Origin of the sequence: Streptomyces sp. NPDC007896, assembly GCF_042959425.1 — a bacterium.
Taxonomy (GTDB): Bacteria; Actinomycetota; Actinomycetes; order Streptomycetales; family Streptomycetaceae; genus Streptomyces.
The window spans coordinates 216,263-229,411 of record NZ_JBIBKX010000016.1 but is presented as its reverse complement, the minus strand read 5'-3'; the positions used below and the strand labels follow the sequence as shown (position 1 = coordinate 229,411).

Annotated in this window: 12 protein-coding genes and 1 tRNA gene; 10 read left to right on the top strand and 3 right to left on the bottom strand. The window is 71.3% G+C overall.

Annotated elements, in window-relative coordinates; translation table 11 throughout:
• Window positions 1-56: 56 nt before the first annotated feature.
• The 5 genes from moaC to ACFZDJ_RS40860 all read left to right on the top strand — a co-directional run bounded on the left by moaC (window position 57) and on the right by ACFZDJ_RS40860 (window position 3,351).
• The gene (gene moaC / locus ACFZDJ_RS40880) at window positions 57-536 is read left to right on the top strand and encodes a cyclic pyranopterin monophosphate synthase MoaC (protein ID WP_168509139.1); all 480 of its coding nucleotides are present in this window, start codon (window positions 57-59) and stop codon (window positions 534-536) included.
• A complete protein-coding gene (locus ACFZDJ_RS40875) occupies window positions 533-1,045 on the top strand; it encodes a MogA/MoaB family molybdenum cofactor biosynthesis protein (RefSeq protein ID WP_360278754.1) in 513 nt (170 codons plus the stop codon). The genes moaC and ACFZDJ_RS40875 overlap by 4 nt, the downstream gene beginning before the upstream one ends.
• On the top strand, window positions 1,042-1,695 hold the full coding sequence (locus tag ACFZDJ_RS40870; protein WP_384908379.1) for a GNAT family N-acetyltransferase: 654 nt from the start codon (window positions 1,042-1,044) through the stop codon (window positions 1,693-1,695). Before ACFZDJ_RS40875 ends, ACFZDJ_RS40870 begins: the two co-directional genes overlap by 4 nt.
• A 177-nt stretch (window positions 1,696-1,872) precedes the next feature.
• Window positions 1,873-3,192, top strand: coding sequence for a gephyrin-like molybdotransferase receptor GlpR (gene glpR / locus ACFZDJ_RS40865; protein WP_391066730.1), 1,320 nt, complete (start codon window positions 1,873-1,875; stop codon window positions 3,190-3,192).
• 85 nt (window positions 3,193-3,277) lie between these two features.
• Window positions 3,278-3,351 (top strand) — tRNA-Ala (locus ACFZDJ_RS40860).
• 66 nt (window positions 3,352-3,417) lie between these two features.
• On the opposite strand, the gene ACFZDJ_RS40855 is transcribed toward ACFZDJ_RS40860, so the two are convergent.
• On the bottom strand, window positions 3,418-3,903 hold the full coding sequence (locus ACFZDJ_RS40855; RefSeq protein WP_390930247.1) for a GNAT family N-acetyltransferase: 486 nt from the start codon (window positions 3,901-3,903) through the stop codon (window positions 3,418-3,420).
• 58 nt (window positions 3,904-3,961) lie between these two features.
• Between ACFZDJ_RS40855 and ACFZDJ_RS40850 the strand changes: the two genes are divergently transcribed.
• Window positions 3,962-4,765: an exodeoxyribonuclease III gene (locus ACFZDJ_RS40850; RefSeq protein WP_390930245.1), complete on the top strand. Its 804-nt coding sequence runs from the start codon at window positions 3,962-3,964 to the stop codon at window positions 4,763-4,765.
• A 63-nt stretch (window positions 4,766-4,828) separates the two neighbouring features.
• Here the strand turns inward: ACFZDJ_RS40850 and ACFZDJ_RS40845 are convergent, their stop codons facing one another.
• Window positions 4,829-5,455 (bottom strand): MerR family transcriptional regulator, encoded by a 627-nt coding sequence (locus ACFZDJ_RS40845; protein ID WP_391066867.1) that lies wholly within the window; start codon window positions 5,453-5,455, stop codon window positions 4,829-4,831.
• Between the two features lie 161 nt (window positions 5,456-5,616).
• Between ACFZDJ_RS40845 and ACFZDJ_RS40840 the strand changes: the two genes are divergently transcribed.
• The 4 genes from ACFZDJ_RS40840 (at window position 5,617) to ACFZDJ_RS40825 (ending at window position 9,354) form a co-directional block, all read left to right on the top strand.
• Entirely contained in the window at window positions 5,617-7,221 is a 1,605-nt protein-coding gene (locus ACFZDJ_RS40840; RefSeq protein WP_391066728.1) for an NAD(P)-binding domain-containing protein, read from the top strand.
• Window positions 7,218-8,147, top strand: a complete 930-nt coding sequence (locus ACFZDJ_RS40835) for an alpha/beta fold hydrolase (protein WP_391066726.1) — start codon at window positions 7,218-7,220, stop codon at window positions 8,145-8,147. Before ACFZDJ_RS40840 ends, ACFZDJ_RS40835 begins: the two co-directional genes overlap by 4 nt.
• The gene (locus ACFZDJ_RS40830; protein ID WP_168492548.1) at window positions 8,144-9,028 is read left to right on the top strand and encodes an SDR family oxidoreductase; all 885 of its coding nucleotides are present in this window, start codon (window positions 8,144-8,146) and stop codon (window positions 9,026-9,028) included. The genes ACFZDJ_RS40835 and ACFZDJ_RS40830 overlap by 4 nt, the downstream gene beginning before the upstream one ends.
• Before the next feature lie 86 nt (window positions 9,029-9,114).
• A complete protein-coding gene (locus tag ACFZDJ_RS40825; protein ID WP_101404565.1) occupies window positions 9,115-9,354 on the top strand; it encodes a hypothetical protein in 240 nt (79 codons plus the stop codon).
• A 173-nt stretch (window positions 9,355-9,527) separates the two neighbouring features.
• On the opposite strand, the gene ACFZDJ_RS40820 is transcribed toward ACFZDJ_RS40825, so the two are convergent.
• A complete protein-coding gene (locus ACFZDJ_RS40820; protein ID WP_390930238.1) occupies window positions 9,528-13,076 on the bottom strand; it encodes a S41 family peptidase in 3,549 nt (1,182 codons plus the stop codon).
• Between the last annotated feature and the right edge of the window lie 73 nt (window positions 13,077-13,149).

The following is a 13,149-nucleotide window of genomic DNA, read 5'->3' as shown; positions in this document are numbered from 1 at the left end:
CCGAGTGGCGGTACCGTGTCGCGCACAAGAGGCCCGACCGGGAGCGCCGCGCAGACATGAGTACGCAGGACCGACTGACCCACATCGACGAGGCGGGCGCCGCCCGCATGGTCGACGTCTCCGGGAAGGACGTGACCGCGCGCACCGCCCGCGCCAGCGGCCGTGTCCTGGTCTCGCCTCGTGTGATCGAACTGCTGCGCGGTGAGGGCGTCCCCAAGGGCGACGCCCTGGCCACCGCGCGCATCGCGGGCATCATGGGCGCCAAGCGCACCCCGGATCTGATCCCGCTCTGTCACCCGTTGTCGGTCTCGGGTGTCAAGCTTGATCTGTCGGTCGCGGACGACGCCGTCGAGATCGTCGCCACCGTGAAGACCACCGACCGTACGGGCGTCGAGATGGAGGCCCTCACCGCGGTCAGCGTGGCGGCCCTCACCGTGATCGACATGGTCAAGGCGGTCGACAAGGGGGCGGTCATCACGGACGTACGGGTGGAAGAGAAGACGGGCGGAAAGTCGGGCGACTGGAGCCGGGCATGACGGCACCGTCGTACCGCGCGCTCGTGGTCACGGCCTCGAACAGAGCCGCCGCGGGGGTCTACGAGGACAAGGGCGGCCCCTTGATCGCCGAGGGGCTCACGGCGTACGGCTTCGAGGTCGACGGCCCCCGGGTGGTGCCGGACGGCGACCCCGTGGAAGCGGCACTGCGCGCGGGTGTCGACGGCGGGTACGACGTGATCGTGACCACCGGCGGGACCGGGATCTCGCCCACCGACCGGACGCCCGAGGCGACCCGGCGCGTGCTCGATCACGAGGTACCGGGCATTCCCGAGGCCATCAGGGCGTTCGGGAGAGAGAAGGTGCCCACGGCGGCGCTGTCCCGGGGGCTCGCCGGAGTGGCGGGACGGACGCTGATCGTCAACCTGCCGGGTTCCACCGGCGGGGTGAAGGACGGCCTGGCCGTTCTGGAGCCCCTTCTGATCCACGCCGTCGACCAGATCCGTGGCGGCGACCACCCCAGACCCAGCGGCAGTGGGGGTGCGAGCTGAACAGCCCATCCTGGCCCGTCGAGCTGGTGGACGGCGATGTCGTCCTCCGGCCGATAAAGGCGCGCGACCAGCGGGCCTGGCGCGAGGTGAACCGGCGCAACAGGGACTGGCTGCGGCCCTGGGAGGCGACGATTCCGCCGCCCACGCCCAGCGGTCCGATAGCGCACCGGCCGACCTACCGCCAGATGGTCCGGCATCTGCGTGCCGAGGCCAACGCGGGCCGGATGCTGCCCTTCGTCATCGAGTACCAGGGCCGTCTGGTCGGGCAGCTGACCGTCGCCGGGATCACCTGGGGATCGATGTGCTCCGGGCACATCGGCTACTGGGTGGACCAGTCGGTGGCGGGGCGCGGAGTGATGCCGACGGCCGTGGCGCTGGTGAGCGACCACTGCTTCCGCACGGTCGGACTGCACCGCATCGAAGTCTGCATTCGCCCGGAGAACGGGCCCAGCCGCCGGGTCGTGGAGAAACTCGGATTCCGCGAGGAAGGGCTCCGGCCGCGTTATCTCCACATCGACGGCGCCTGGCGGGACCATCTCGTCTTCGCGCTCACCGCGGAAGAGGTGCCGGAGGGGTTGCTGGGGCGTTGGCGGCGGGCACGATCGATGCAGGCCCGTTCGGAGAACCAGAGCAAGCCCGGCACTCAGTAAATGAAATGTGTGTTCGAAATTGATCGGTGCGTGATCGGCTCGGGGCATTAAATTCGCGCTCCCTGCGGCCTGCTGATCGCATCGGTCACAAAAAAAGCTCGAAATATCAGCCGGATCGTGCGACACACCGGCCGAATTGGCAGATGGCCTCATGCAAACCCCTCTACCGTGTGAGGCGTGAGCAGCAGCGGCCTCATCTACGCAGTCATCGTCGGGGCCTGGGCCGCCTACTTGGTGCCGATGTGGCTCCGTAGGCAGGACGAGCTGAACGAAGCCCGTCCGACGGAACGCTTCAGCACCGCCATCCGGCTGCTGTCCGGACGGGCGGGAATGGAGCGCCGGTACGCCAAGGACCTGCGGGCGCGCTCCGCCGAAGAGGGGGAGCCCAGCGCCGATCCGGACGCCGTCACCGACTCGGTGGACGTCCGGGCCTTCGCCATGCCTCCGGTCCGGCAGCAGACCAAGGCCCAACTCCCGCCGCCCGTCCGGTCCGAACCGCAGCAGGCGCCACAGGCCGCCGCCCGGCAGGGTGCCCCACAGGGCTCCTCGGCGGCCGGCCGGGCGGTGCCGCAGCAGTCGGCCCCACCCGCGCCGAAGCCGAAGCCGTCGGCGCTGGAACCGGGGTCGGGGTCCGGTTCGGCGCCGTCGTCGGGTTCGGCGTCGGATTCGGGATCGGGAGTGGGATCGGATTCGGCCAACTCCGGGGCCTCCAGGGTCCCGGCCGCGCGGCGGGCCTCCGCGGCGGAGGCCGCGGCGCGCGCCCGGCGCTCGAAGGTGCTCGCGCGCCGACGGCGTACGACCGTGATGCTCTTCCTCGCCTTCACGCTCGGCGCGATCGTGGCGGCCGTCGGGGGGCTCGCGTTCCTGTGGGCGCCCGGCGTGCCCGCCCTGATGCTGAGCTCGTACATCGTGTACCTGCGCGCCCAGGAGCGACGGCGCTTCACGTACACCATGGACCGGCGGCGGGCCGAGGCCGCGGCGCAGCGGCTCAGGGAGCGGCAGCCGCGCCGGCGGCCCACCCTCGACCCCGGCGCCGACGAGCCCGACGACAGCCCCGAGCCGGAGACCGACCCAGGACTGTCCGCGCTCGCGGCCGACCGCCGCGCCCTCGTCGAGCAGACCGACCACGCCGAGTGGGTCGACCAGCAGCGTGAGCGTCAGCGGGGCCCCGGCCGGGGCGACAGCTGGGACCCGGTGCCGGTTCCGCTGCCGACGTACGTGACCGCGCCGGTCGCGCCCAGGGCCACGTCCAGCGTCGATCTGGGGGCGCCGGACGCGTGGAGCTCGGCGCGCTCCAGCGCCGTCGAGCCGAGCGAGCCGGAGGCGGAGCCCGCCGCCGAGGAGGGCCACGAAGCCGCCGAGACGGCCGAGGCCGCCGACGACGGTCGCAGTGACGCCCGGCGCGCCGCGTCCGCCCGGCGGGCCCGTGAGCGCGGTCGCACTCCGCTGTTCGACCAGTACGAGGACGGCGAACGGCCGCGCGCCGCCAACGAATGACCAGGCGCTCGGGAGCCCCGGCTGACCAGCCAGGAACGGATTTCCAAGCACCCCGACGGGGATGCTAGAGTTTCACTCGTTGCAAGGGCCTGTGGCGCAGTCCGGTAGCGCACCTCGTTCGCATCGAGGGGGCCAGGGGTTCAAATCCCCTCAGGTCCACTGCAATTCAGAACCCCGTCGGATTCGTCCGGCGGGGTTCTTGCCTGTGCGGCCACGCTCTCTCGTTCACCGAATGGTCAGCGGCTTGGCATAGCAGAGGCTGAGTTCGTGGAAGCGGTAGTAGCCGAACTTGGCACAGGGCTCGTAGCCGCTGGAAAGGTACAGAGCGACCGCCTCGGGCTGCTTGGCGCCGGTCTCCAGGACCATGCGGGTGCGGCCGGCCGCGCGGGCGTCGTCCTCCAGGGCGGCCAGGATGCGGCGGGCGAGGCCGAGACCGCGGGCCTGAGGGGTCACGTACATGCGCTTGAGCTCGGCGTCGCCGTCCGCGTACCCCTCGTCGTTCCTGTCCTGGCCGCGCCAGCCGCCGGACGCGATCGGGCGGTCCCGCTCGTCGTAGGCGAGGAGGTACAGGCCGAGCGGCGGCTTGAACATCGACGCGTCGAGCGGTGTGACATCGCCCTCATCGCCGTAGCGCTCGGCGTATTCGGCCTGCACCTGGTCGTTGAGCTTGACGGCGTCGGGGTGGTCGTACGGGACCGGGCGGATACTCATGCGGGGTATCGTACATGTATGCGCCCTCTGGGTGGAATGGATTAAGTATCGTGCCCGGGTGCTGACTGTTACCTCGGTGAATGTGAACGGGCTCAGGGCCGCCGCGAAGAAGGGGTTCGTGGAGTGGCTCGCGGAGACCAACGCGGACGTGCTGTGCCTTCAGGAGGTGCGGGCCGAGCCCGGGCAGCTGCCCGAGGAGGTGCGGGCGCCGGAGGGGTGGCACGTCGTGCACGCCCCCGCGGCCGCCAAGGGGCGCGCGGGCGTCTCCCTGTACACCCGGCGCGAGCCCGACCGGGTGCGCATCGGGTTCGGGTCCGAGGAGTTCGACTCCAGCGGACGGTATGTCGAGGCCGACCTCCCCGGTGTCACCGTCGCCAGCCTCTATCTGCCCTCCGGCGAGGTCGGAACCGAACGGCAGGACGAGAAGGTCCGGTTCATGGACGAGTTCCTCGTCCATCTGAAGGAGCTGCGCGAGCGCGCCGCCGCCGACGGGCGCGAGGTCGTCGTCTGCGGCGACTGGAACATCGCCCACCAGGAGGCCGACCTCAAGAACTGGCGCGCCAACAAGAAGAACTCCGGCTTCCTGCCCGAGGAACGCGAGTGGCTGGGACGGGTCCTGGACGCGGGCGACGGCGGGTACGTAGACGTCGTGCGGGCGCTGCACCCGGATGTCGAGGGGCCGTACTCGTGGTGGTCGTACCGGGGGCGGGCCTTCGACAACGACAGCGGATGGCGCATCGACTACCACGTCTCGACGCCGGGGCTCGCGGGCAAGGCCGTGAAGGGGTTCGTGGAGCGGGCGGCGACGCACGCGGAGCGCTGGTCCGACCATGCGCCGGTGACGGTCGTCTACGAGCTGTAGTCCCGCAGCGGCCGGTGACGGTCGTCTACGAGTTGTGGTCCCGCAGCGGCCGGTGACGGTCGTCTACGAGTTGTGGTCCCGCAGCCGCCGGTCCAGGGCCATCGACACTTCCGCCTCCACCACGCTCTTCGCCAGCGGGCGCAGGCGTTTGAGGTCCTCGGTGGTGCGGTTCTCCGTCAGGACGATGCCCGCGAAGAGGTCGGCGAGGGCGTCGGCGTGGTCGCGGACGCGGCGGGCGGCGGTGAGGACGTCGGCCAGGGGGATGCCCTCGCGGACCAGGGCCGCCGAGACGTCGAGCAGGCGGCGGCTGATGTGGACGATCTCGCCCCCGTCGGTGCCGAGATAGCCGAGGTCGAGGGCCGCGGCGAGGTTCTCCGGGGTGGCCTGGCCGGCGAAGACGTCGGCGAGCTCCTCGGGGGAGAGGCGGACGGGGGTCTCCTCGGTGGGCTCGCCCAGACCGAGGAGTTCGCCGACGTCACGGCCGTGGTCGAAGGCCTCGGCCAGCTCCGCGATGCCGCTGAGGGTGTGGCCGCGTTCGAGCAGCGCCGAGATCGTGCGCAGACGGGCCAGGTGCGTGTGGTCGTACCAGGCGATACGGCCCTCGCGGCGGGGCGGCGGAATCAGCTTGCGTTCCCGGTAGAAGCGCAGGGTGCGCACGGTGATGCCGGCCTCCTTGGCCAGCTCCTCCATCCGGTACTCACGCTTCTCCGCCACGTGCGAAACCCTACGTCGTACCGTCGGTAACTTTCGTGGTCGCAACCCTACCCATCAGTACGGAGCTGCTCTAGTCTCCCATTGCGCCAGTGTTCACTGGCAGAGTCGGGCGGCTAGGGAGGCGTGGGATGGTCGGGATGACCGAGCACGAGCATGTGCGCGTCGCGGTGATCGGGTCCGGGTTCGGCGGTCTGGGGGCCGCGGTGCGGCTGCGCCGCGAAGGGATCACCGACTTCGTCGTCCTGGAACGGGCCGGCAGCGTCGGGGGTACGTGGCGGGACAACAGTTACCCGGGGTGCGCCTGTGATGTGCCCTCGCACCTGTACTCGTTCTCGTTCGCGCCCCACCCCGACTGGCCGCGCACCTTCTCGGGGCAGGAGCACATCCGGGCCTATCTGGAGCACGTCACGGACGTCTTCGGGCTGCGCCCGCATCTGCGCTTCGACTCCGAAGTGAAGATGATGACGTGGGACCAGGAGAAGTTCCGGTGGGGGATCGAGACCAGCCGTGGCTTCCTCACCGCCGATGTCGTCGTGTCCGCGACCGGGCCGCTCTCCGATCCCAGGATCCCCGGCATACCGGGGATCGACTCCTTCCCCGGCAAGGTCTTCCACTCGGCCCGCTGGGACCACGACTACGACCTGCGCGGCAAGCGCGTCGCCATGATCGGCACGGGCGCCTCCGCCATCCAGATCGTGCCCGCCATCCAGCCGGACGTGTCCCGGCTGACCCTCTTCCAGCGCACGCCGCCGTGGGTGATGCCCCGGGTCGACCGGGCCATCACCGGCGCCGAACGGTGGCTGCACAAGCAGCTGCCCTTCACCACACAGGCCCGGCGCGGACTGCTGTGGGGGATCAGGGAGCTGCAGGTCCAGGCGTTCACGAAGCGGCCGGGCGAGCTCGGCCTCGTCGAGCGGCTGGCCGGGCGGAACATGACGCGGGCCGTCCAGGATCCGGCGCTGCGGGCCAAGTTGACCCCCGACTACCGGATCGGGTGCAAGCGGATCCTGCTCTCCAACACCTACTATCCGGCGCTCACCCGGTCCAACGTCGACGTCGTGGCCTCCGGGCTCGCCAAGATCGACGGCTCCACGCTCGTCGCCGCCGACGGCAGCACGGCCGAGGTCGACGCGATCATCTTCGGTACGGGCTTCCACGTCACCGACATGCCGATCGCGGACCGGGTCGTCGGAGCGGAGGGCAGGACGCTCGCGGAGGCGTGGCGCGGCGGCATGAAGTCGCTGCGCGGGGCCACCGCGGCCGGGTTCCCCAACTGGATGACGATCATCGGTCCGAACACCGGGCTCGGGAACTCCAGCATGATCCTCATGATCGAGTCCCAGCTGAACTACATGGCCGACTACCTGCGGCAGCTGGACGTCCTCGGCGGACGCGCGGCTCTCGACGCCCGTCCCGACGCCGTGGAGGGCTGGAACGACAGGGTCCAGGAGCGGATGCTGCGCACCGTGTGGAACACCGGCGGCTGCACCAGCTGGTACCTCGACGCGAACGGCCGCAACACCACCATCTGGCCCGGCACGACGACCGAGTTCCGTAGCGCCACCCGGCGGGTGGACCTGGGAGAGTACGAGGTGCTGCGCGCCCCCAAGCCGAGCACAGCCGAGCCGAGCACAGCCGAGCCGAGCGCAACCGAGCCGAGCGCAACCGAGCCGCCCACGCCCGAGTCGCGCACCAAGAACTCCGGCGCAAAGGGCACCAAGAAGGTGGAGGCGGGAGCGTGAGCCGACTGACGCATGTGGAACACGGGGCGTACGCGCCGCCCGCGCCCGCGCGCGAACTGACCGCCGTCTCCGCCGACGGCGCCCGGTTGCACGTGGAGGTGCACGGACCCGAGGACAACCCGGGCGCGCCCATCGTCGTCCTCGCGCACGGCTGGACCTGTTCGACCGCCTTCTGGGCGGCGCAGATACGGGACCTCGCCGTCGACCACCGGGTGATCGCGTACGACCAGCGCGGGCACGGACGCAGCCCCGTGAGCGAGACGTGCACCGCGGACGCGCTCGCCGACGACCTGGAAGCCGTGCTCGGGGCCACGCTCGCGCCCGGCGAGAAGGCCGTGCTCGTCGGGCACTCCATGGGCGGGATGACGCTGATGGCCGCCTCGGCGCGGCCCCGGTTCCGGGAGCACGCGGTGGCGGCCCTGCTGTGCAGCACGGGCAGTTCGCGGCTGGTGGCCGAGGCGCGGGTGGTGCCGATGCCGGCCGGCCGGCTGCGGACCCGGGTGACCAAGAGGATCCTCGGGTCGGCCGCGCCGCTCGGGCCCGTCACACCGGTCGCCCGGCGGATCCTCAAGTACGCGACCATGGGCGCCGGTTCGTCACCGGGCATGGTGGAGGCGTGCGCGCGGATCGTGCACGCCTGTCCGCGCAAGGTGCGGCACGCCTGGTCGAAGGTGCTTGACCTGCTCGATCTCGACCACGGCGTACGGGCGTTGGCGGTGCCGACGGCCGTGGTGGTGGGTACGGCGGACCGGCTGACGCCCGTGGTGCACGCGCGCGCCCTGGTCGCGACCCTGCCGAACTGTGTCGGCATCACCGAGCTGACCGGGCTCGGGCACATGACACCGGTCGAGGCGCCGGACTTGGTCACCGCCCGCATACGCGAACTCGTCTCCACCTACGCAGAGATCAAGGAGGGCAGCGCATGACCAAGGTGAGCCTGGAAGGGCAGGTCGCGGTCGTCACGGGGGCCGCGCGGGGCGTCGGCGAACTCCTCGCCCGCAAGCTCTCCGCGCGCGGTGCCAAGGTCGCGCTGGTCGGCCTGGAGCCGGACGCGCTCAAGCAGGTCTCGGACCGGCTGCACGGCGAAAGCGGCTTCTGGTACGCCGATGTCACCGACCACGAGGCGATGGCCCAGGTCGCGGCCGAGGTGAAGGAACGGTTCGGGAAGGTCGACATCGTCGTCGCCAACGCCGGTGTGGCGAACGGCGGTCCCTTCGTCGAGTCCGATCCCGTCGCCTGGCGGCGGGTCATCGAGGTCAACCTCATCGGATCGGCGGTCACCGCGCGGGCGTTCCTGCCCGTGCTGATGGAGAGCCGGGGGTATCTGCTCCAGATCGCCTCGCTCGCGGCCATCACCCCGGCGCCGATGATGACGGCGTACTGCGCGTCCAAGTCGGGCGTGGAGGCGTACGCGCACAGCCTCCGCGCCGAGGTCGGCCACAAGGGCGTACGGGTCGGGGTCGGTTACCTGTCCTGGACCGACACCGACATGGTGCGCGGAGCCGATCAGGACGAGGTGATGCGGGAGTTGAGGCAGCGGCTGCCGTGGCCGTCCAACAAGACGTATCCGCTGGGGCCGGCCGTCGACCGTATCGTCGCGGGGATCGAGCGACGGTCCAGTCATGTGTACGCACAGTGGTGGCTGCGCGGGATGCAGGGCGTCCGCGGCTACCTCCCCGGGATCATCGGGGCGGTCGGACAGCGGGAGATGCGGCGGTTCGAGCCGCGGCTCAAGGGCGTGGGTACGGGGCTCGTGGGTGCCGGAGGGGCGGCCGACGAGCAGCGTCAGCAGGGGATATCACCGTGAGTAACTGATCGAAATGCGTGCGTAGTCGGTGCGTGTCAGTCTGGTCGAGCCCGATCCCCCTCACCCACAAATGGGAGTGAAACCTCATGGGCAAGAAGGACCAGATGCAGAACAAGGCCGAGCAGATGAAGCAGCAGGGCAAGAAGAAGATGGGCCAGGACATGGGCCACGAGAAGGCCCGTCCCGGCGAGCACTCCCCGCAGCCGGGTGCGCGTACCCCGCAGTCGGGCGAGCGCTCCCCGCAGAGGGGCGACCGGTCGATCCCGGAGGCCGAGCGCCTGCAGCGTGAGGCGAAGGACCGGCTCGACCAGGACTACGACGTCTGACGGTTCGCTGCGCCGGCTTAGGCCGAGTTGTGGGGCGCCCCTGTTGGTTGGGGGCGCCCCACGCTTTTGTCCGGGTCGGACAGGTGCGTTGTCCGGCGCGGGTTCTATGTGGCTGGGCGCGCAGTTCCCCGCGCCCCTGCGGGGCGCCTCCCTGACGGGGCGCCTCCCCGCCCCTATTGAGATCTCGGGGGGAGTTTTGGTCTTGATCTGTCGGGGGGGTTCGTGTAGTCGGGTGGGGAGGCTGCGTGGTGGGTGGTCAGGAGGTCGAGGGCCAGTTGGATGGCGGTGTCCATTTCGGTGTGGTGGCCCTCCGCCCAGTCCAGGGGGGTGCGCAGGACCGCCAGGTCCGGGGGGACGCCCTGGTTCTCGACGGACCAGCCGTACGCGTCGAACCAGGCCGCGTTCATCGGCACCGTGATCACCGTGCCGTCGCCGAGGCGGTGGCGGCCGGTCATGCCGACGACTCCGCCCCAGGTGCGCTGGCCGACGACCGGGCCGAGTTTCAGCAGTTTGAACGCGGCGGTGATCATGTCGCCGTCGGAGGCGGTCGCCTCGTCGGCGAGGGCGACGATCGGGCCGCGCGGGGCGTTCGAGGCGTACGACACCGGCTGGGCGTTGCGTGTCAGGTCCCAGCCGAGGATCGTGCGGGTGAGCTTCTCCACGACGAGTTCGCTGATGTGGCCGCCCGCGTTGCCGCGTACGTCGACGATCAGCGCGGGGCGCGAGACTTCCAGGCGCAGGTCGCGGTTGAACTGGGCCCAGCCCGAGCCGCCCATGTCGGGGATGTGGAGGTAGCCGCACCGGCCCCCGCTCAACTCCCGGACGACCTCGCGGCGTTTGGCCACCCAGTCCTGGTAGCGCAGGGGGCGCTCGTCGATCAGCGGGACGACGGCCACCCGGCGTGAGGGCCCCTCGCCCGCCGCCGGGATGAACGTGAGCTCCACCGTCGTACCGCCCGCGCCCGCGAGCAGGGGGTAGGGGCCGGTGACCGGGTCGACCGGGCGGCCGTCGACGTGGGTGAGGACCGCGCCCTCGCGGATGCCGGTGCCGGCGAGCGGTGAGCGGGCCTTGGAGTCGGAGGAGTCGCCGGGGAGGATCCGTTTCAGCATCCAGCTGCCGTTGCGGCGGACGAAGTTGGCGCCGAGCAGGCCCTGCCAGCGCTGGTAGTGGGCCGGGCCCTCGTTGCGGCGGGCGGCGGCGACGTACGCGTGGGAGGTGCCGAGTTCGCCGAGGACCTCGCGCAGGAGGTCGGCGAAGTCGTCGGGGGAGGCGACCCGTTCGACCAGCGGGCGGTACTGGGCGAGCACACCGTCCCAGTCGATGCCGCACATGTGGGGTTCCCAGAAGTAGGCGCGGGTGAGGCGGCCCGCCTCCGCGTAGGCCTGGCGCCACTCGGCGGGCGGGTCCACCTCGTGGATGATGCGCCGCAGATCGATCCAGACCGTCGAGTCGGAGTCACCGGTCTCGGTGGAGGGGACCGCTCGCAGGTCGCCCTCGTCCACGACGACCAGCCGGGAGCCGTCGCCGCTGACCGCGAACCAGTCCAGGTGCTGGACGAGTTCGGACTTCTTCGCCTTGCTGATGTTGAAGAACTCCAGCGTCGGCCGCCCGGAGGTGTCGTCGGGGTTGACGAAGGTCTCGCCGAGGGCGCCCGAGATCGGCCAGCGCAGCCAGACCAGGCCGCCGCCCGCGACCGGGTACAGCGCCGAGTACTTGGAGGCGGTGACCGGGAAGGGGGTCACCCGGCTCTCCAGGCCTTCCAGTTCGACGCTCACCGCGCCGTCCGCGCTCTCGTCCTCGATCGGGTCCAGGCCCCCGGCGACCGGCCGCCCGTCGGGGTTGAGCGCGAAGGGGGAGGGGGTGGCGGAGGACAGGGGGACGAGGTAGGGGCGGCAGCCGAGCGGGAAGGAGAGGTCGCCGGTGTGGACGTCGTAGACCGGGTCGAAGCCGCGCCAGGAGAGGAAGGCGAGGTAGCGGCCGTCGCGGGTGAAGACGGGGTTCTCGTCCTCGAAGCGGCCGTTGGTGACGTCGACGATGAGCCGGTCCTTTATGCGCGCGATCTTGATCTGGCGCAGGGAGCGGCCGATCCCCGGGTGCGACCAGGTCAGCCAGGCCCCGTCCGGGGAGAAGGCGAGGTCCCGGACCGGCCCGTTGATCGAGGTGATCAGCTCGGTGACCTCCCCTCCCTCGGGCTCGGTCGGTGAGGCGTCCTCGGACTCCGTCCGGGAGGCTCCCTCGGCCTCGGCCTCGGCCGGTGAGGTGTCGCCGGGCTCCGTCCGGGGGGCTTCCTCGGACCCCGTCTGTGAGGTGCCCTCGGACTCTGTCCGTGAGGTGTCCTCGGACTCCGGCTCCGAGGTGCTGTCGGGCTCTGTCGCGGAGGCTTCCTCAGTCTCCGTCCGGGACGTGGACGTGGCCCCCGACTCCTCCGTCGCGTCGAGGATCAGCAGCCGTCCGTCGTTCGAGGCGATCGCGAGGCGTTCGCCCTGCGGGTCGGAGACCATCTCCAGCACGCGCCCCAGTGCGCCGGAGGCAAGGCGGCGCGGCTCGCGCTGGCCGGAGGCCCGGGGGAGGAAGGCGATCTCGACGGCGTCCTCGCCGTCCGCGTCGGTGACGTAGGCGATCCGGCCGCCGGAGCCGAGCATCTCGGGGAGCCGGACGCGTACGCCGGGGGTGTCCGCGATGGTGCGCGCGGGGCCGTCGCGGTGGGTGAGCCAGTGCAGGCTGCCGCGTACGACGACGGCGCTGGCCCGGCCCGTCTCGTCGACCGAGATGCCGTCCACGTGCTGCGCCGCGGGCACCTGGTACGTACGGCGTCCCGCGCGCGGACCGCCGAGGCGGACGTCCAGGCGGCGCGGGACCGAGTCCGGGGACAGGTCGTCGACGATCCACAGGTCCCCGGCGCACTGGTAGACGACCCGGGTGCCGTCGCTGGAGGCGTGCCGGGCGTAGAAGGCGTCGTGGTCGGTGTGGCGGCGCAGGTCGCCACCGTCGTATGCGCACGAGTACAGGTTTCCGATGCCCTCGTGGTCGGAGAGGAAGGCGATACGGCCGCCGACGAACATGGGGGAGTCGAGGTGGCCGTCGAGGTCGGCGAGCAGTCGCCGTCCGTGCAGCCAGAGCCGGCCGGTGGCGCCGCCCCGGTAGCGCTTCCAGGCGGCGGGCTCGTGCGGCGGGGTGCCGGTGAGCAGGAGCGTCTTGTGTTCGCCGTCGAGGTCGGCGACCTGGATGGCGGAGACCGGGCCCCAGGGGAGTGCGCCGCCGGGGTCGCCGTCGGTGGGGACCTTGTAGGCCCAGGTGAAGTACGAGAAGGGCTGGCCGTGGGAGGCGACGGCGAGGATGTCGCTGTGCCCGTCCTTCTCGGGGGGCGACCAGCCGCAGACCTGGGTGTCCGCGCTGCCCCAGTAGGTGAGCCGGCGGGAGGGACCGCCGTCCACCGGGGCCAGATGGATCTCCGGCACGAGGCTGCGCCAGCTCGTGTACGCGATGAGCCGGCCGTCGGGGGAGAAGCGGGGGTGGCCGACCTTGGTCCGGTCGACGGTGAGCCGCCAGGCGCGGCCCGGCCCGTCGAGGGGGGCCATCCACAGGTCGTCCTCGGCGACGAAGCAGAGGCGGTCGCCGCTGAGATGGGGGAAACGGAGATAGCCGGATGCGTTGCCCCTGGTGGTCGCGTTGTCCCCGGGGGGCGCCTGGTCCGTGGTCGCCTTCTCATACGCGTCGCTCACCTACCCATGCTTTTCCTCCCGGAGACGCCCGGCAACTTGTGAGTAGGTGTCCTTTCGGATGTGCGTGACCCAG